This is a genomic window from Sporosarcina soli (genome assembly GCF_042655805.1).
GTDB classification, from domain to species: Bacteria; Bacillota; Bacilli; order Bacillales_A; family Planococcaceae; genus Sporosarcina; species Sporosarcina soli.
In genome coordinates this window covers 1-18879 of the sequence record NZ_JBHSNO010000001.1, presented here as the reverse complement: position 1 = coordinate 18879, position 18879 = coordinate 1, and the positions used below count along the sequence as shown (strand labels likewise).

The 18879-nt window shown below is 42.1% G+C and carries 13 protein-coding genes and 1 pseudogene; 1 reads left to right on the top strand and 13 read right to left on the bottom strand.

The window, feature by feature from the left end; translation table 11 throughout:
- Nucleotides 1-2: 2 nt before the first annotated feature.
- From ACFPRA_RS00070 to ACFPRA_RS00025, 10 genes are all read right to left on the bottom strand, one after another.
- Nucleotides 3-1025, bottom strand: coding sequence for a branched-chain amino acid ABC transporter permease (locus tag ACFPRA_RS00070; protein WP_381429195.1), 1023 nt, complete (start codon nt 1023-1025; stop codon nt 3-5).
- 17 nt (nt 1026-1042) lie between these two features.
- On the bottom strand, nt 1043-1915 hold the full coding sequence (locus tag ACFPRA_RS00065) for a branched-chain amino acid ABC transporter permease (RefSeq protein ID WP_239391343.1): 873 nt from the start codon (nt 1913-1915) through the stop codon (nt 1043-1045).
- Between the two features lie 71 nt (nt 1916-1986).
- A complete protein-coding gene (locus ACFPRA_RS00060; RefSeq protein WP_381429193.1) occupies nt 1987-3156 on the bottom strand; it encodes an ABC transporter substrate-binding protein in 1170 nt (389 codons plus the stop codon).
- Between the two features lie 265 nt (nt 3157-3421).
- Nucleotides 3422-3853, bottom strand: coding sequence for an acyl-CoA thioesterase (locus tag ACFPRA_RS00055; RefSeq protein ID WP_381429191.1), 432 nt, complete (start codon nt 3851-3853; stop codon nt 3422-3424).
- A gap of 49 nt (nt 3854-3902) precedes the next feature.
- The gene (locus ACFPRA_RS00050) at nt 3903-5459 is read right to left on the bottom strand and encodes a class I adenylate-forming enzyme family protein (RefSeq protein WP_381429189.1); all 1557 of its coding nucleotides are present in this window, start codon (nt 5457-5459) and stop codon (nt 3903-3905) included.
- A gap of 444 nt (nt 5460-5903) precedes the next feature.
- The gene (locus ACFPRA_RS00045) at nt 5904-8093 is read right to left on the bottom strand and encodes a helix-turn-helix domain-containing protein (protein ID WP_381429187.1); all 2190 of its coding nucleotides are present in this window, start codon (nt 8091-8093) and stop codon (nt 5904-5906) included.
- A gap of 89 nt (nt 8094-8182) precedes the next feature.
- Entirely contained in the window at nt 8183-9217 is a 1035-nt protein-coding gene (gene meaB, locus ACFPRA_RS00040) for a methylmalonyl Co-A mutase-associated GTPase MeaB (protein WP_239391487.1), read from the bottom strand.
- A gap of 41 nt (nt 9218-9258) precedes the next feature.
- Nucleotides 9259-11418, bottom strand: a complete 2160-nt coding sequence (scpA, locus tag ACFPRA_RS00035) for a methylmalonyl-CoA mutase (RefSeq protein WP_381429185.1) — start codon at nt 11416-11418, stop codon at nt 9259-9261.
- Complete coding sequence (locus ACFPRA_RS00030; RefSeq protein ID WP_381429183.1) at nt 11411-13087, bottom strand: methylmalonyl-CoA mutase family protein; 1677 nt, start codon at nt 13085-13087, stop codon at nt 11411-11413. The genes scpA and ACFPRA_RS00030 overlap by 8 nt, the downstream gene beginning before the upstream one ends.
- Nucleotides 13088-13279: 192 nt before the next feature.
- Complete coding sequence (locus tag ACFPRA_RS00025) at nt 13280-14770, bottom strand: multicopper oxidase family protein (RefSeq protein ID WP_381429181.1); 1491 nt, start codon at nt 14768-14770, stop codon at nt 13280-13282.
- A gap of 460 nt (nt 14771-15230) precedes the next feature.
- Between ACFPRA_RS00025 and ACFPRA_RS00020 the strand changes: the two are divergent.
- Nucleotides 15231-15369, top strand: a pseudogene (locus ACFPRA_RS00020) (copper-transporting ATPase); the annotation flags it as partial.
- A gap of 321 nt (nt 15370-15690) precedes the next feature.
- Here ACFPRA_RS00020 and ACFPRA_RS00015 read toward each other — a convergent pair.
- From ACFPRA_RS00015 to ACFPRA_RS00005, 3 genes are all read right to left on the bottom strand, one after another.
- On the bottom strand, nt 15691-16425 hold the full coding sequence (locus ACFPRA_RS00015) for an urease accessory protein UreH domain-containing protein (protein ID WP_381429179.1): 735 nt from the start codon (nt 16423-16425) through the stop codon (nt 15691-15693).
- A 120-nt stretch (nt 16426-16545) separates the two neighbouring features.
- Nucleotides 16546-17223 (bottom strand): response regulator transcription factor, encoded by a 678-nt coding sequence (locus ACFPRA_RS00010; protein ID WP_381429177.1) that lies wholly within the window; start codon nt 17221-17223, stop codon nt 16546-16548.
- 20 nt (nt 17224-17243) lie between these two features.
- Nucleotides 17244-18605, bottom strand: a complete 1362-nt coding sequence (locus tag ACFPRA_RS00005; RefSeq protein ID WP_381429175.1) for a sensor histidine kinase — start codon at nt 18603-18605, stop codon at nt 17244-17246.
- Nucleotides 18606-18879: the final 274 nt, after the last annotated feature.

The following is an 18879-nucleotide window of genomic DNA, read 5'->3' as shown; positions in this document are numbered from 1 at the left end:
TGTCAGACTCCCTTCTCAGAAGCTACATTTTTCTTTGCCGCACTTTTGATCGCAAACTTTCCTCTTATGTCTAGCACGCCAATCAAGCCTTTTGGCATGAAGATCATAACAACGACAATGATCAATCCATAGACGACAATCTCGACCTCTCCACTAATATTGAAAACCGTATGGCCGACAAAACGGATGACTTCATTCAAAAACATAATGGCAGCCGTTCCGATCATCGCTCCCCAAATGGAGTGAACGCCACCGACCATGACCATCACCAATAGTAAGATGGAAAATGAAACATTAAAAGTCGGTGGGGCAATAAAATTGATATAATGTGCATACAGACTGCCTGCCAGCGAGGCATACATTGCACTCAGCGCAAAAATGGCGATCTTATACTTCGTTACATTCACACCTAACGTCTCCGTTCCGATTTCGCTATCATGAATGCTTCGCAGCACCCGCCCAACATTTGAACGAATGATATTCGTAGAAAATAAGATCACTAAGAAAACGAATGCCCAAACTAGGAAGTAGTAATGTAATTGGTTGCCTAACTCCAAGCCGAACAATGATAAGTTCGGAATGCCGATCAGCCCACTTGCTCCTCCTGTAATATCGCTTAGTCCAACCAATAAAATGTAAACAATGATGTTAATGGCAATCGTTGCTAATGCCAAAATATGCCCTTTCAATTTCAATACTTGCATGCCGATCACATAAGCAATTAGAAATGTAGCAATCATTCCAATTCCCATCGCCAACCATGGAGACATATCATGCTTCGCTGTCAATACACCCGAAACATACGCACCAATTCCAAAAAATGCAGCATGGCCAATTGAAATTTGCCCTGCATAACCGATCAGCAGGCTTAAACCGATTGTAACAATACAATAAATCCCTATTAGTATGAATAGTGTGAAAATATATTGCGAACTGATAAAAAACGGCAATAAACATATCAATGCAATAAAGCCAAGAAACCCTTTCCAGCGACTCCCGTATAAAATTGCTTCCACTTTCTCCATTGAATGCCCCCTCCTTTCTACACCCGTTCTCCAGTTGCTCTCATAAACAATCCTTGTGGTCTAAAGAACAGAACGAGCAACAAGAAGCCAAATGCCAACGCGTCCGTATAATACGTAGATATATAGCCTCCCGAAAAAGCTTCAATGACCCCCAATAATAAACCGCCCGCTACAGCCCCGGGTACGCTATGCATTCCACCGAAAATCATGGCAACAAAGCCTTTGATGCCGATAAAAAAGCCCATTTCGTACGTAGCATCAGTCAGAGGGGCTATCATCACACCTGCAATTGCACCTAATGCTGCTGCAATCGTAAACGCAATGGTCGACATCGTGCTTGTATTGATGCCCATTAAGCTAGCAGCGTGTGGATTTTTTTCACTTGCCCGTAACGCTGAACCGATAAACGTCTTATCGAAAAACCAATACAGAAGGATTAATAAGACAAATAATAAAATGAAAATCCAAATACTTTGTGAATTGATGACTGCTCCAAAAAATTGAATTGATCGACTCTCGACAATTGGTGGCAAAGATTTCGGAGACGATCCCCAAATGATCAGGCCCATCCCTTTCAGGAAAATGGATACACCTAACGTAATGACGACCAAGATGATCGGCGTCGCATTCCTAGCTGGATAAATCGCCAACCTTTCAACCCCGAAGCCAATGATGGCAGTAATTAAAATCGCTAAAGGGATAGCACCTAAAATCGGGATGCCTAGATTAACCAAAGTCACGCACGATAATGCCCCGATCATCGCAAATTCTCCTTGAGCCAGATTCAATACACCAGTAACGTTATAAATTGTGACAAAGCCGACAGCTAATAAAGCATAGATACTGCCGACTGTAAGCCCTGTGATCAAATATTGTAAAAACAGATCCATTTTCAGCAACCCCTTTTCGAAAAAGCCCTGCAACAAATTCAGTACCTTACCGCAGGGCTTTTCTGTTTTTCTTACTCGATATACTTCCACGTATTATTTTCAATTGCTAACACAGAGATCCCATCGGGTTCAGGACTTATTCTGGATTCAGAAAAGTTATACGTCCCAGTAACGCCTAAAAAAGCCCCTAAATCATTCGCCAAATATTGATGGATTTCTTCGGCTGTCGTATTTCCGGCTTTCACTGCTTCAACGAATGCATAGACACCATCCACAACATGCGCCGCAAACAAATCTGGTTCCTCTCCAAACTCCTGTTCATAAGCCTCTTTGAATTCTTTCAAAAGCTCTTTTTGCTCTGAGTCCGGTAATTGATCGAGAACACTCAATTTACTGCCGACGACAAAAATATTTTCATTGTCATCTTTCACTTGTTCTAAAAAGCCTTCATTGGCCGCAGCTGTGCTCTGAATCATCGGAATATCGAAACCGAGTGCTTTAAAGTTGCGGGCAATAATCCCGGCTCCAGGCGTTCTTGACCACACAATGATCGCCTCGGGATCCTTACTGCGAACTTTCGTCAATTGGATGGTCATATCGGTCGCAGTTGCGTCGAACTCTTCATGCGCGACAATCTCAATCCCGTTTTCCTTAGCCAATTCTTTGAACGCTGGAAGGCCCGTTACGCCAAATCCATCCGCGGCGTTTAACCATGCCACTTTCTTAATCCCTTGTTTGTTTAAATAGTCGACAATCGGCATTGCAATGACTCTAGGAGAATGAACCGTGCTATACACATATTCATTTTCTACATCGATCGGTGCCCCTGCGAGGAATGGTATTTTTGCCTCTATCGCTTTTGGCATAACAGCCATCGTTGTACTGGATTGAGTGGCCGCGTTAATTGCAACAACACCTTCAGAAAGGAGCTTGTCCATCGCAACGACCGCTTTTGTATCATCCGTTTCATAATCGTATTGGATCAGTTTTATCGTTTTACCGTTAATCGGTCCTGCCTCATCCAATTGTTTTTGCAATAACTTCACCGTTTTTACTTGGGAAGCACCCAGTGTCGAAGCCGGCCCTGTTTCTGCAAGAAGTAATCCCATTTTTATCACATCATCTTGCGAGCTTTCTCCTTTTTCGCCGCTAGCCACATTTTCCTCTGCACAACCAGCCATGATTAAAAGAAAAGCGAGACTAAGCAGTGCAATTACTTTCCCCTTTAACATTTGTTTCATCTCAATCTTCCACCCCTAAAGTCCATATTCTGTTTACTGTATTTTGAAAGCTTCCTCCAGAATTTGTTTTCCAACTTTCATAGATTCGTCTTTAATCACCCCTTTCAGGAAATCAATTCTATTCAATTCGCCTAATGGCTTTATAAAGCCACACAATAATTGAAAGCGGTTACACAAAACAGTGAAGTGAAGATTTCAAAGGAAAACAGTTTCTCCACTTCTACTGCTAGATTTCAATGGTAACCCCATTATCTTGCCTTCAATCTTAATTCGTTTGTGCAACTAAATCGGCTTTCTGATGCGCTTTCAACTTTTCACGAATCTCTTGTGGAATCGTGATCGCTTTCGGTTTTCCATTGAAGGAAGTCCAAGCGCGTAACGTGAATCCTTCAGCGATGAATGTCTCTCCCCTGTAAAATGTATGGGACAATTTGAACACCTTATTGTGGATTTCAGCTACTTCCGTTATGACGAAAGCTTCATCATCAAACACAAGCGGCGTTTTAAACTTACAATTGGATTCCAATAGTGGTGCCCCGATTTTTTCTTTTTCTATTAATTCGGAGGTAGGAAGCCCTAATTCTGTTAAAAACTCATGTGTCGCTTCATCCATCCATCTATAAAAATTAGGGAAAAAGACAATTGCTGCTGGATCGGTGTCTCCCCATCTCACTTTGAATGAATATTTTGTAGCCATACAATCTCCTCCAATTTTCTACATACTCTCTCATCTCGGTGCAACAAGTTCACACAAGACTATTCGCTTCTTTCAAAATCAATTCTTTCATTTTGACCTTCTGGATTTTGCCGCTTGCCGTCAATGGGAATTCATCTATAAAAAGAACTCGATTCGGCAATTTATAGGTCGCAATTTTCGGTTTTAAAAAGTCTGAAATCTCTTGTTCTGTACATTTTTCACCCGGAAGACATCTAATGACAGCGCACACGGTTTCTCCTAATACTTCATCCGGCAAACCAATGATGATCGCAGTATCTATTGCGGGATGTTGCATGATCAAGTTTTCAATCTCCTGCGGATAAATATTGAATCCGCCACGAATGACCACTTCTTTTTGACGTCCGACAAAATAAAGAAAACCTTCGTCATCGACTTTCCCTAAATCCCCGGAATAATACCATCCTTCGTGGTCCATGACTTGAGCCGTTTGTTCGGGCATCTGATAATACCCTTTCATATTCGCAACGCCCCGAATGGCGATTTCCCCTATTGTTCCTGCAGGGACTTCAACCCGATTCGCGTTGACAATTTTTAATTCCACACCCTTAACTGGTCTACCCAGTGTTGAGAGAATTTTCTCTTCCGAATCGTCCAAAGCGCCTATTGTCGTAGTTGCCGTTTCCGATGTTCCGAACGCTTGAAGAAGATTAATATTGAACTTCTCTCGAATAGCTTTGACTTTATCCGGTGAGATGGGTGCGGCTGCGACAATACCCGTTCGCAAAGAAGAAAGGTCATACTTGTCAAAGTCCTCAAATTCAAGTTCCTTTAGGTACATTGTCGGGACGGCTTGTTTAATCGTCACTTTTTCTTTCTCGGTTATTTGAAAGACGTGTTCAGGATTATATTTTTCCAAAAACACCATTCGTGCACCTGATGCAACAGCCAAAAACAAGTTCACTGCAATTCCGAAAATATGGAACAAAGGCGCAGTGACAAGGAGGACATCATCTCCTGAACACTGAAGTATGTCCGCGCCCGCATTCCCTGACATGACACAAGCTTGGTGAGTCAGCATGACCCCTTTTGGTTCGCCTGTCGTTCCCGATGTATATAAAATGAGATAGATATCTTCCTTCGGATCGATTTCCACCTTCCCTATTTTCGGTACATCTTCACACAACCAATCCTCAAGTGCATCAATGCGCTCTTCACGAAATTTTACACTCACGATTGTCGGAACGAGTGCAAGCGCTTCCTCGTAAGACATACTATCTTTAAATTTTTCTGTAATGAACAGCGCTTTCGGTGTTGACTTTCTTAAAATATAATTGATTTCATGTGATTTGTACCCTGGATTGAACGGAACTGTGATCGCTCCGACTTTCCCTGCTGCAAATAGTAAAACTGCTGTTTCGTACCAGTTCGGCAAGGAAACCGCAATTCGATCGCCTTTACCAATTCCCTTAGCCGCTAATCGATCAGCGTAGGCATCCACATCGTTTTTTAACGACTGATACGTTTTTCGAGGAGTATTGTAGTCATAAATGGCTTCAGCATCAGGTAATTGAGCACTGACATAATCAAGCAATCCATAGACACTCAATTCATTTCTTTTTTCCATTCATTCCAGCTCCTTCTTCCCATATCAATTACGCCTCGGTGTAATTGCGTCGGGATTTTGAATTGCAAATCGAACCCTTCGCTTGTTCGATTTGCCTTAATTTCTGCGTTTTTTGCAGAAATTAAGGCACTTAGATAAGCGCAATTAACTCCCTTCAAAATCTGTGACATCCGCCGGAGGCTTTAACTTGGTTCAGCCGGGGTTTTGACCTCCACTGAATTAAAACCATATCTAGCATTCATATTGCCCCTTATAGAAGTAGTGGACTTCTGCTGAATCAAGTTAAAAAGAACTATTTGAAGCAATCGGTATTTGGACCCTCTTTTATGTAACCCTCCATAAAAGTATATATTTATTATAATTTTCCCACTTTTCGAATGATACGTACAACATGTAGGAATTCCTTTTTGGATTTTCCTCGTATTTAACGATGAAAAAACAGGCTCATGAATAAGCCTGTCGATTCATATCATATAATTTAATCGCCATCATTAGATTAAAGCGTGTTTCGGAATCATTCAAATCCACATCAAGTAAACTTTCAATTTTCTCCAAACGGTAAATCAATGAACTCCGATGGATGAATAGTTCTTCGGACGTACCTTTGGCATTACCATTATTCCGCAAGTACACACTTAACGTATGAAACAAGTCAATATTCTTTTCTTCAGAGTATGAGAGTAAAGCACCCAGTTGATTTTCCATAAAGATATTGACAACCGGATGATGCAAATGATGTAAAAGCGTATAGGAGCCCAATTCTTCAAACAGGGCGTACCCCTTTGTCTGAAATCGATTTTTCACGACATTCAATACTTGCAGGGATTGTTCATAGCTACTATAGTATTTTTTCAATTCTTCTACTCGACTACCGATACCTAAATATACTTCACAATCAATTGTACTTTTTGAAACGGCCAACTGAATTTTTTTATAAAATTCTGCCCAAAATTGATGACGTTTGTTGATTTCCTTAACCGGGACGATGAACAAATATTGTTCATTAAAAGTAGCTGTCATAACGCCTTGCCAGCTCAGTATAACTTCGTCTGTAATATAATCCCATACGATTGATTTTTTCGATTTCTGTTCTAATAAATTCAAGCCTTCCACTTCAGATTCGTTCAAATTGATTGATAAATTTGCAACACGATGTGGTTGATAAATATTCCATTGGAATAGATTCGCATATTGTAAAATGCTTTGTTCGTCCTCAATCGTTTCGACCAATAGCTTACTCATCAAGGTGTCTTTCGCTTGTTCATTGGCATCTAAAACAAGTTTTTGTTTGATAAATTGGATTGAACAAATATTCCGTGCCAATTCCACCGTCAAACGATCAAACTCATCAATCTGCGCTTCATCAATACGCAACGCTAAATAGCCTAGCAATGCATTCACGCCATTGACCGGCCACACGGAAAAAGGACGTTCCTCTTCTTCGAACACTTTAAAAATCCTTGTCGCAATTCGATTTTGTTCTGCTTCCACCATGAATCTTTCAATCATTTCATGATCACTTTCCTCTAATTTGTAGGAGAGCGGCCGAAAAAAACGATCTAATAATATGACCGAACACGCATACATTTCACTAAGCATCTCGGTGACACCATGAAAATCATCGTGGACAACCGTTTCTTTTACAAGTGCCTGTTGGTAATCGAGGAGAAGCTGTAAACGTTCCCGATGATCTTTCTCCGCATTGTACAATTGAGCATTTTTCAACAAAACTGCAATATGTTCGCTCAACAATTTCAACAAGTTGACATCATCTTCTGAAAATAAAAGTCCTGAATTTTTATCTTCAATATGCAATACCCCGATTGTCTTCAAATCTATAACAATCGGGATGGTCAATTGCCGCCCTCCCGCTTGCTCAAGATAGGAAAAGTACTCGATCAGTGCATTATTATGATTCAAGTAGACTTTTGGCACATATGCCTTTGCACCGAAAACGGGCTTCTGCAATTCGAAACAACTGTCCTTTTCATTGTATAGATAGATGCAGGCAGATGCTGCATTTGTCCCTTTTGCAGCCCTTGAAGTAAATTCACTAATATTCCCTTCCAGCGTCCGGTCAATGGATAAGTTTCGACTAATCCATTCGATACCTTCGATCTTTTTAGATTGCTGATCTTTTCGCCTAGCTAAAGAAATGGCGACCGCCACGTCCTTTCCAAACTCATCGAAGATTCGGTCCATTTCAAGTAAAGGAACATAGGTGAAAAAACCAATGATGCAATAGCCCAAACCTTTCACATCATCCATTAAAGGCACCGTAAACCAAGTTTTAACGCCCGATGCTTTTAATTTTTCGGTCATTTCGCAGTCTTCGAGTTTTTCAGTTTCATTATTATGTAAACTTTGGATTAATAATAAAGGCGAGCATTTTTGAATCGACAAAGGAAAGATTTTTTTCACATTGTCCATATGACCTGTCCGTGTTTTCAGTATAAATTGTTCTTGCTCTTCCAAAACAACTCCAACAAAATCACAGTAAAATTTCGATTTGAAGGAGTCGATTAAAAATTGGATCGCTTCCTCTTCCGTATCCATTTTTATCAACTGTCTTGAAGTCATCCGCAAATGGTTCTCTAATCTTTGAATGATTTTTTCTTGCTTTAAATGAGACATTTATCTATCCCTCTCGATCTGTTGTCAGTTTGCTAACTGAAAAAACGGACTTCCTAAACAATTGTGGAGTCCGTTTTATGGAATGCCAATTAGTTAAACAACCGGTCTACCGCATGCGTAACTGTGAGTGTTCCTTCAAGCAAGCCCTTTTCGAGTTCCGCGACGGCTTCTTTCTTTCCTGGCTCTGCAAAAAATGCATCAATAAGCCGATCATTGATCATGGAGCGGAACCAATCTTTTGTTTGGGATTGCCGCCGCCCTTCCCAATGACCAGTCCTTTCCATTGTTTCTTTGAACGTCAAAATCGTTTTCCACACTTCGTCAAGTCCGGTCTGTTGGAGCGATGAAACTGGTAAGGCTGTCGACGTCCATCCAGGTGATGCGGGTTGCAGGAAGTGCAGTAGCTGACGATATTCCTTAACCGTCTTTTTGGCAAGTCTCAAGTTGTCCCCATCCGCCTTATGAACGACGATCCCGTCTGCCAGCTCCATGATCCCTTTTTTCATCCCCTGCAATTCATCCCCCGCACCGGTCAAGACGAGTAACATGAAATAATCGACCATGCCGCGGACGACGGTTTCACTTTGCCCGACGCCGACCGTTTCAATCAAGATCACATCATATCCAGCGGCTTCACAAAGCAGCATCGTTTCCCGCGATTTTTTATGAACGCCTCCAAGCGTCCCCGCAGAAGGTGAAGGCCGAATGAAAGCATTTGGATGCCTTGCCAGTTCTTCCATCCGGGTTTTGTCACCTAGGATGCTCCCGCCAGTAACGGTAGAACTCGGATCGATCGCAAGAACTGCTACTTTATGGCCTGCATTGGCGAGCATCAAGCCAAACGCCTCAATAAAAGTACTTTTTCCTGCTCCAGGCACGCCTGTAATACCAATGCGAATACTGTTTCCCGTTTTAGGCAGTACATTGAGCAATAATTGTTGTCCTGCTTCTTTATCTTGCGAAGTAATGCTTTCAAGCAGGGTTATCCCTTTTGCCAAATGGAGACGGGACCCTCGTAAAATCTTCTCCGTCAATTCCTCCACCGAAACGAATCGTTCTTTTTTCACAAAGCGCTTCCGTCTGGCGGCGGACATGCCGTCATGTGATGAAGCGATGCCGGCCATCACGTGCAGCGCACTGTCGTCGTCTAAACGGTTATATTCTTTCACTCCGCCACTTCCTTGTAGCCAAGCTTGCTGTAAATTTCTTCAATCACTTTTTGCGCAGCGACTGGAATGACTGTTCCAGGACCGAAGATAGCGACAGCGCCATTTTCGCGTAAGAAGGCATAGTCCTGTGCCGGGATCACCCCTCCGACAACAATGAGAATATCATCGCGGCCGATTTTGGATAATTCTTCCCGTAGTGCAGGGACAAGTGTTTTATGTCCCGCCGCAAGTGAACTGACGCCGATGACGTGCACATCGTTCTCAGCTGCTTGCAAAGCCGTCTCTTCCGGTGTTTGGAACAATGGTCCAATATCCACATCGAAACCGAGATCGGCAAAAGAAGATGCGATGACTTTTGCCCCGCGATCGTGGCCGTCTTGCCCCATTTTGGCAATGAGGATACGCGGCCGTCGCCCTTCGTTGTGCAAAAAATCTTCGGCCATCAATTTTACTTCTTCAATCTCTTCTGCATTCGAGAAATTTGAACTATACACACCACTCACCGAACGGATCACCGCCTTATGTCTGCCCGATATGCTTTCAATCGCATCTGAAATTTCACCGATTGTCGCGCGTGCACGTGCCGCATCGACCGCACAGGAAAGAAGATTGTCCTCGCCACTCCGCGCCACTTCCGTCAACTTTGCTAAAAGCTGTCTTACTTCGGCTTCATTGCGCTTTGCCTTCATCTCATTGATACGGTCGATCTGCTTTTGTCGAACAAGCGTATTGTCAATGTCCAAAATATCGATTGGATCTTCTGTCTCCAATCGGTATTGATTGACGCCGATAATCGTTTCGGCACGCGAATCGATTTGCGCTTGACGTTTAGCGGCCGCTTCTTCAATTTTCATTTTTGGCAATCCCGTCTCAATCGCTTTCGCCATCCCACCAAGATCTTCGATTTCTTCGATCAACGTCCATGCCTTTTCCATCAACTCGTCGGTCAATCGCTCGACATAATAGGAACCGCCCCATGGATCGATCACTTTCGTCATCAACGTTTCTTCCTGCAAGAACAGCTGCGTATTTCTGGCGATGCGTGCAGAGAAATCTGTCGGTAAGGCGATCGCTTCGTCCAGCGCATTCGTATGGAGCGATTGCGTATGCCCCATTGCCGCTGCATTCGCTTCAATCAGCGTGCGCGTCACATTGTTGAAGGGGTCTTGCTCAGTCAAGCTCCAGCCTGATGTTTGTGAATGGGTCCGCAAAGCGAGTGATTTCGGATTTTTTGGTTCAAATGTTTTCATCATTTGCGCCCAAATTTTGCGCGCAGCACGCATTTTGGCAATTTCCATAAAGTAATTCATGCCGATTGCCCAAAAAAAGGATAAGCGCGGTGCGAAGGAATCGATATCAATGCCCGCTTTCAATCCCGTACGGACATATTCAAGTCCATCCGCAAGGGTGTAGGCAAGTTCAATATCCGCGGTTGCCCCCGCTTCCTGCATATGATAGCCGGAAATGGAGATCGAGTTGAACTTCGGCATATTCTTGGATGTGTATTCAAAAATATCCGCAATGATTTTCATTGACATTTCAGGAGGAAAAATATACGTGTTCCGCACCATATATTCTTTCAAAATATCATTCTGAATCGTACCGGCAAGTTGGTCCGGTGACACCCCCTGCTCTTCTGCCGCCACAATATAAAAAGCCATGATTGGCAATACCGCGCCATTCATCGTCATTGACACCGACATCTGGTCGAGTGGAATGCCATCGAATAATATTTTCATATCTTCGACTGAATCGATGGCGACGCCCGCTTTCCCGACATCCCCCGTCACCCTCGGATGGTCGGAGTCATATCCACGGTGCGTCGCTAAATCGAATGCGACGGAAAGGCCTTTTTGCCCCATCGCCAAGTTACGTCTATAGAATGCATTACTTTCTTCCGCTGTCGAAAAGCCGGCGTATTGTCTCACTGTCCAAGGTCTTGCGACATACATTGTTGGATAAGGGCCTCTCGTATTCGGCGCAATTCCAGGATAATCATGCACGTGTTCTATGTTTTCAATATCTTTTTCTACATAGTAGTTTTTCACTTTGATGCCTTCGTTAGTGAGAAACGGTTTATGGTCAACCGGCTTTGTTTCTGTCAAATTGGCTGTAATTTGTTGCAAGTCTACTTTACTGAAATCGGGTTTATTCATCTTGACCATCCCCTTTCCATTGGCTATAGATGTCAAACAGCTTTTCTACTTTGTCTTGACCAACGAATAGAAAGCCATGTAAACCTAAATCAAGCCATTGTTGGGCTAGCTCCGTATCATATTTCCCTGCCGCCTCCAAAATGACCGAATCGGGAAGTTTCCCCAATAATTGCGGAATTATGGATTCCATCTCCGTCGGTGAAGCACAAACAATTGCATAGTCCGGCCTTTCCTGCTGGAGCCAATCGATTGCGTCTTGTGCTTCTTGAAAAGCTGGACTCAATTCGGAACGGATGCCTCCGATCGCCAAAAACCCTCCTACGAAATCAGCGCGGGGTTTAAAGTCTTTCAATCTGCCAAACGTCACTAATACCGTTCTAGGCTGTTCTTCTTCAAATTTTGATCGGATCTTTTCGAATGGCTCGGCAAGCCGCCCTCCCGTAAGAGCCACATCCCCATTTGTTAACTCTGTGGCTGTCAAATCTGCATACACATTCGTTCCAATCAATGACTTCTTCCCTTTTGCCACGTCCGAACGCCGTTGTTTCAGAAGGTCTTCGAGACGTGAGCTGTTCATAAAGGCTTCATAACCGCCATCCGCCTCGATTTCTATAAACATTGCCCATGCATTTTCGACAAGCTTGGATGTGATCGTTTCGATAAAATAAGAACCGCCTGAAGGATCCAGCACTTTATCGACATGGGTTTCCTCTTTAATGACAAGCTGAAGATTGCGCGCAAATCGGATGGAAGCATCTGTCGGCCCCGTCAATACATCATGGGGATGTACCGTGATGACGTCGGCCCCCCCCAGAACCGCCGAAAAAGCTTCGTTGCCTGCACGCAATAAGTTGACATAAGGATCCAACTTCGAATAGGAGCGTAGGGATGTCGTCGCAAGTATCGGGATATTCGGTGTTTGCCTCATGCCATAGGCCGTTCCGAATGCTTGCCATAGAATGCGAAATGCGCGGAACTTGGCAATTTCCATGAAAAAATGCGTATCCACCGCAAAATGAACAAAGAAATCATTTGCGAAATCGGAAAAGTTCTCCTTGCCTTCAGCATACTGGGCGGCTTGTACAAGCGTTAAGGCAAGCTCTGTAACAGCATCTGCCCCTTTGTGATGAGCATACCCACTATCCGCACCAATCGTCCGAACCTGCAAGAAGCCGTCCGGAATGATCCAGTCGGGAACAAAGATCATCCCTTTCACCGTCGGACGCATCGCTTCTGGGATTAATGAAAACGCATTCAAAATTGGATCCTGTTTTGTTGTGTTGCGAATAAAAAATGGATAGGATACCATCAGCTGTGCCAGTTCCTCCAGCGATGACTGGTCCCAATCAAGTTGCTGTGTACCATCATATAAGATCGCTTCATTGCCACGCATTAGGGAATCCTTCACTTCTTCGATAAATTGTTGACCATCTTGCGCAAACGTTTGCTGGGCAACGATCCATCCCGTCTCATTGCTGATTCCCCGATGTTTTTGTGCGCGGGATTCAAGATCCTCTAGCGTATAAAGCGGATGCAGTTCGATGCCCTCTATCGTCTTTGTCAACAGCGTTTCAAAAGGCTTTCCCTTTAACGTTTTGGCTGCCGCTTCTCTCCATTGAACGGTATCCGCCTTGTCAAATGTCACTGTTTTCATTGTATGTATTGACATGTCATTCCCATCCCCTTCCCCTTTGAAATCATCAGTCTATTTTAAGTTTACCCGAGAATTGACATCGTTGAAAGTGTTTGAAGTAAATAAGGGGAAAAGAAATACAAAAAATGTTTCAAAAATTTTAAAACAGCCAATGTGAACGAATACACACTGGCTGTTACAGACTTTCAAATGCATTTTAATTGAAATTTATTCTACTTTTACTTGTCCCATCATGCCGTTGTCTTCATGTTCTAAAATATGACAATGGAACATATACACGCCCTTATGCTTAAATTGTATAGCTATTTTTACTCGCTCATCTGGTTTGATGGAGATACTGTCCTTCCATCCTCGTTCATTTTCCGGTGGCTCTTCTCCATCCCTGGAGATTATTTTAAACTGTGCTCCGTGAATGTGGAATGGATGGATCATTCCGCCCATCATGTCCGGCTTATTGTAAATTTCCCATACTTCAGTGACCCCTTGCTGTTGTGTGAGATCAATTCTTTCAGGATCAAATTTCTTTCCATTTATCGTTACCATGTCCATCATCCCAAAAAGTTCTACTTTCTTTGTGACTGGCAATTTCATCTCTTCTTCTGTCAATGAAAAATCATTCATTTCACCCGGAATTCTGCTAATCGCTCCGCTTTGATCAGAAACCTCAAATGGTAAAAGGATAGATCCTTCTTCATTTATTAACGCCAAGTCATTTTCTGTATTGAGCTGTGAAAAATCAACAACAATTTCTGCCCTCTCAGAAGGTGTCAACGTAACTTCTTTTAAATTAACCGGTTCATTCAAGTAACCGCCATCCGTTGCGATTTGAACAAAAGAGTCCCCTGTATTCAGTTTAAATGTATAATTCCTCGCATTCGATCCATTTAATAAACGGAGACGTACTTTCTCCTTATTTACAGTCAACTTGGGGTTCAACGTCCCATTGATCAATAACGTATCGCCAATTGTCCCGTCTTCATTTTTTGCAGCACTATAATTCAATTGTTTCTTATCATCAAATGTTCGATCTTGAAAAATCAAAGGAATATCATTTTTCCCATAATCCGTTGGCAAACCAAGGCTTTTTGAATTTTCATCCTCGATATAAATCAAACCTGCAAGTCCATTGTAGACCTGTTCAGCGGTTTTCCCCTTTGGATGGGGATGGAACCATAATGTTGACGCTTCTTGTGTCACTTCAAATTCAATCACTTTTTCTTCTCCCGGTTTTAACGCATCATGCGGTCCGCCGTCCACGTCCGCAGCTACTTCTAGCCCGTGCCAGTGAAAAGTTGTCGCTTCCTCCAGCTCATTTATCGTTCTAATTTTAACTTTGTCGCCTTTCTCGAAACGGAGCATCGGTCCTAAAAACGACCCGTTGTATCCATACGTTTCTGTTTCAGTCCCATCGAATATTTCGGTCTTTCCTTTTTGTGCCCGAACTGTGTACACGATACTGTTCTCATCTTCCCGTTCAAGCATCGAAGGGATTTTCAATTCATTCTCTCCTGTCGAGTCGTTTAAACTCGTCACCTCATCGTGGCTCATATGCCCCTCCATCATATCACTCATCGTGGAATGGTCCATTTCTCCAATGTCATGATCCTTTTCCTCGGCAGGCTGCGAATTGTTAGTGCTACAACCGCCAATAACCAATAAACTGATTGCTACTGCTGCGATCTTTATCTTGATTCCCATCCATTATTTCCCCTTTCATCTCGTATTTTACTTTTTTAGTGTAACAAGAAAATATGAAAAATATATGCACGTGAAAGGTATGAATGAAAATCGTCATAATTATTGCACAGATTTTGCATAATTGATGGGATGCCCAGGTAAAGGGTGTTGCTAATAAAGTATGAGAGCCCTTCATGACTCCAACGCGGGGCATGAAGGGCTCTGTTTTTTCCGTACTCTTTAATTCTTGTATTGCTTTTTTGATAAGCCCGTTATGCAAAAGCATGTAACAATTGCAACGAAGGAAACAAACGTTGCAAATAGTAACCCTATAAAAGCCATGAATGTATCATTTTCCGGTGGTCCAGGTCCAAGATTCGCTAGCATATAAACAAAAACGAGCAATAGGAAAAAATAAAAACTACTGCCGATTACGCTCATGATTAACCGTTCTCTCTCTATTTTCTCAAGTATTATGAATGGCTATAATATTCTTGCCATCCCATTGGCTGCTGGAGCTCTATAAGTTTGGAATTGTACTGAGCCCGGCAGTCGGCGCCATCTTAATGTCTCTAAGTACTGTGATCGTAGCCATTAATGCACATTTATTAAAACTCTGATTTAGCAACCATCCTGTTTATATATGTCTTCGCAACTCTTTCAATCGATTGCTGAAGCTGCAAGAGCAGCAACAATGATAATAATGCCTACCTTCACACTCGAAAAGAAATAACATATTTCACCAAATATCGTTCACATATATGATTGTGATCTTCTTGTCAATTCTTCATAACGCATGTCGATAATCTTGCTGTTTTCGCCTCTTCCGTCAGAGGTCATCCACATTGCTCGCAAAGAACCGTGCCAAATGGGTTTGTTAACGATTGAACAGTATTGACTTCTTCGTTCCATTGATAATGGAAGCCTTAGATTCAAATAATTTAAATCCCCCAATAAGTAATCGTATCAATCAGACCAATCAACACGAGTAGCAAACCTGCAAACCGTTGAATGCCCCTGCCGATTTTCATGCTTTTTCTCATGATCCGGTGGTCTTTTTCAAAAAACCATATAATAAGAAATAGAACAATGAGAGGGAAGGATGTTGCGATTCCGAAAACGGCGGGGAGTACAAGACCATAGGAGGTTGTCGAAACGAGTGGCATGAGCCAAACGAAAAATAGAACAAACATCGTCGGGCAAAAGGCAAGTGAAAAACTTGCACCTAGAAGAAAGGAGCTAACTTTCCCTTCACGCATTCGCACAGGTATATGCATAGTCATGCGTTGGAAGAATTTCAGTTTCAAAATACCGAGCAAGACGAGTCCAGTAAACACAATGAGCGGACCAATCGCTTTACGGAATAGAGGAAAATACTCCGTCATTTTTGTTTCAAATGTTTGACCAAACCCCCATGCTAAAAGACCAAAAGCGCTGAAAATGACAACCTTTCCCATCAAGAAAGAAATGATTTCGAGCCAATCCGTCTTCAATTGAATTGTACGATTGCCATATAGAGTGATGGCGCTCATATTCCCTGTCAATTGACAAGGTGCAACAGCGCCAACTACTCCTAATAGCAAAGCAACGATGAGTGGATCATCTGCGAATGCATTAATGAGACCCGTAACCGGTTCTGTAATTGTTTGACTGATTTTCGACAGAAATCCATACATTTATGAAACACCATCCAAACTGTTATTTTCGTAACTCTCCACTTTCAGCGAGCATTTCCCAATTTCGTCTTTTGTTATGAAAATATCATAGCGCTGTTTTCATCATCAATTTTATCTCCTTTAGTTCCACTTATATCCGATTCCCCACACCGTTAACAGAAAATCATGAATAGGGAATCCCGCGGTTTTCAATTTTTCCCTTAAATTACGGATATGCGAGTCCACTGTTCGGATATCCGTAAAAGTATTATAATCCCATGCTGTACGCAAAAGCTGTTCCCGCGTAAATGTCCTTTTCGGATGCGAAATTAACGCCTCAATAATGTAAAATTCTTTCAAGGTCAGTTGCACTTCTACGTTTTGGTAATGTAATGAATAAGAATCTCGATTCAAAAGAAAGTCGCCATATATGACATTGCTAGGATCTGCTTCATCATCTGCAGTACGGCGCAGCAATGCGTTCACCCTTGCCACAAGCTCCCTCTCATCAAATGGCTTCGTGATGTAATCATCCGCTCCAAATTCGAGTCCTTTTACAAGGTCCGACTTGTCTGACCTTGCAGTTAGCATGATTACCGGGATGGTCGAAAATTCGCGTATTTTCTTACACACTTGCCAACCATCCAGATCGGGCATCATCACATCTAATAAAACAAGACTGACCTTTTCTTTCTTTACAATATCCATTCCTTTTTTTCCGTTATCCGCTTTTATACATTTAAACCCACGAGGTTCCAAAAACAACTCCAACAAATCCAGCATCCTATGCTCGTCGTCAACAAGCAAAATTGTTCGCATACGTTCAACTCCTTACCGATTTAGATCGTTATCGTGAATGTGCTCCCTTTTCCCGACTCACTTTTCACTTCTATCGTTCCTCCATGCGCTTCTACCAATTCCTTTACAATTGCAAGTCCAAGACCCGATCCGCCAAAAGTTCTCGAACGAGATTTTTCAACTCTAAAAAGTTTTTCAAAAATCCGATCGATTTGTTCTGCTGGAATTCCAATTCCTTCATCCTTAACAGATATAACAGTTCGTTGTTTTTCTTTGGCTATTTCTAACCTCACCGTTGTATTTTCCTCTGAATACTTTAAAGCATTATCCAACAAATTCAGTACGATTTGTTCCAGTCGCACCGGATCTGCATCGACTTGAAAATCCTGTTGACAGACCAAATGAAGCTTTACATCTTTCAAATCAAAAGAAGGAACGACAAGCCTATAAATATCTTCAATAAATTGTTGGGCTGGGAATTTCAACTTTGAAACTGTGAACGACATTTCATCCATTTTTGCCAAGTCCATTAAGTTTTTCATGAGATCTTTCATGCGATTGGATTCTTCTGCAATAATCGATAGATAGCGATTCCTTTCTTCATCAGTCAGTTCGTTTCTCATCGCCACTTTTAAGTATCCTATTAAATAAGTTAGTGGAGTACTTAGTTCATGGGAAATGGATGCAAGAAACTCATTTCGCTCCTTTTTCATCCTTTCCAGATCAGTTGCCAACTTCCGAATGGCGACTGATAATTCACCGAGTTCATCATTACCACCTACTGGAAGGCTAACATTGAATTTTCCTTCACTTAATTTCTCCGTCGCTTCTTTCATACGAATTAACGGTCGGGTAAGAAATTTGGACAGGATTGAATAGATGACAAAAAGGATAATGATTATGGCTCCCCCTGCCAAACCGAAGTGAAAGTTCAATTTCCCTACTAATCGTTCAATTGGTTCGCTGCTTTGGAACATCAATAAATATCCGGATCTATTTTCATCAACCTTGTATGGATGTGCACTTACAATATACGGCGAATCTTTCCAATTAGGCATGACAACTTGGTCATATTGATTCTCTGGATTTTGTAGAAAGGACAAGGAAGGTAGCAAGGTTTCTAATTTTTCATCTGAACTCCGGATGACCTTACCGTTTTTTCCAGTAATGATCACTCCTCTGTCCCCTTCAGCCTCCATTAAAAGAATGTGGGTGATCGTTTCATCTGAAAAATGGTCTATTAGAACATTTCGGTGGTTCGAACCACTAGCTAACAAGCGGGAATATTCTTCATCGACCCGTGTATGAATGATATTTTGGTGTAAATACATCATCAATACTGTTTCTAGTACGAGGAAAGAAACAATAAAGTAAGCAGCCAGTTTTTTTGAAATCTTATTCATCCCGATACGTTCTCCTCCCCTCATGCAATTAGTATAGAAAATAATTATGAAAAATTTATGCAGACGAGGGTGAATCAAGAGGTTCACTTGAATTCATGACTTCTTTGTGTCTGCATACTTTCCTCATAAATCTTCGGTATAGTATCAATTGTAATCATTACGAAGACACCTCAGGCGTACGAAACGAAAAAAGAGCCTAAAACCACAATAATATGTACCCTGTAGAGTAGACACTTAAAAAAAGACTACTCTACAGGGTCTTTTTTTGTACAAT

Coding starts and splice junctions, on each gene's coding strand:
- ACFPRA_RS00005 (WP_381429175.1), bottom strand. CDS start 18,605: ATGAATAAGATTTCAAAAAAACTGGCTGCTTACTTTATTGTTTCTTTC.
- ACFPRA_RS00025 (WP_381429181.1), bottom strand. CDS start 14,770: ATGGGAATCAAGATAAAGATCGCAGCAGTAGCAATCAGTTTATTGGTT.
- ACFPRA_RS00010 (WP_381429177.1), bottom strand. CDS start 17,223: ATGCGAACAATTTTGCTTGTTGACGACGAGCATAGGATGCTGGATTTG.
- ACFPRA_RS00070 (WP_381429195.1), bottom strand. CDS start 1,025: ATGGAGAAAGTGGAAGCAATTTTATACGGGAGTCGCTGGAAAGGGTTT.
- ACFPRA_RS00050 (WP_381429189.1), bottom strand. CDS start 5,459: ATGGAAAAAAGAAATGAATTGAGTGTCTATGGATTGCTTGATTATGTC.
- meaB (WP_239391487.1), bottom strand. CDS start 9,217: ATGGCCGGCATCGCTTCATCACATGACGGCATGTCCGCCGCCAGACGG.
- ACFPRA_RS00055 (WP_381429191.1), bottom strand. CDS start 3,853: ATGGCTACAAAATATTCATTCAAAGTGAGATGGGGAGACACCGATCCA.
- ACFPRA_RS00065 (WP_239391343.1), bottom strand. CDS start 1,915: ATGGATCTGTTTTTACAATATTTGATCACAGGGCTTACAGTCGGCAGT.
- ACFPRA_RS00045 (WP_381429187.1), bottom strand. CDS start 8,093: ATGTCTCATTTAAAGCAAGAAAAAATCATTCAAAGATTAGAGAACCAT.
- scpA (WP_381429185.1), bottom strand. CDS start 11,418: ATGAATAAACCCGATTTCAGTAAAGTAGACTTGCAACAAATTACAGCC.
- ACFPRA_RS00060 (WP_381429193.1), bottom strand. CDS start 3,156: ATGAAACAAATGTTAAAGGGGAAAGTAATTGCACTGCTTAGTCTCGCT.
- ACFPRA_RS00030 (WP_381429183.1), bottom strand. CDS start 13,087: ATGTCAATACATACAATGAAAACAGTGACATTTGACAAGGCGGATACC.
- ACFPRA_RS00015 (WP_381429179.1), bottom strand. CDS start 16,425: ATGTATGGATTTCTGTCGAAAATCAGTCAAACAATTACAGAACCGGTT.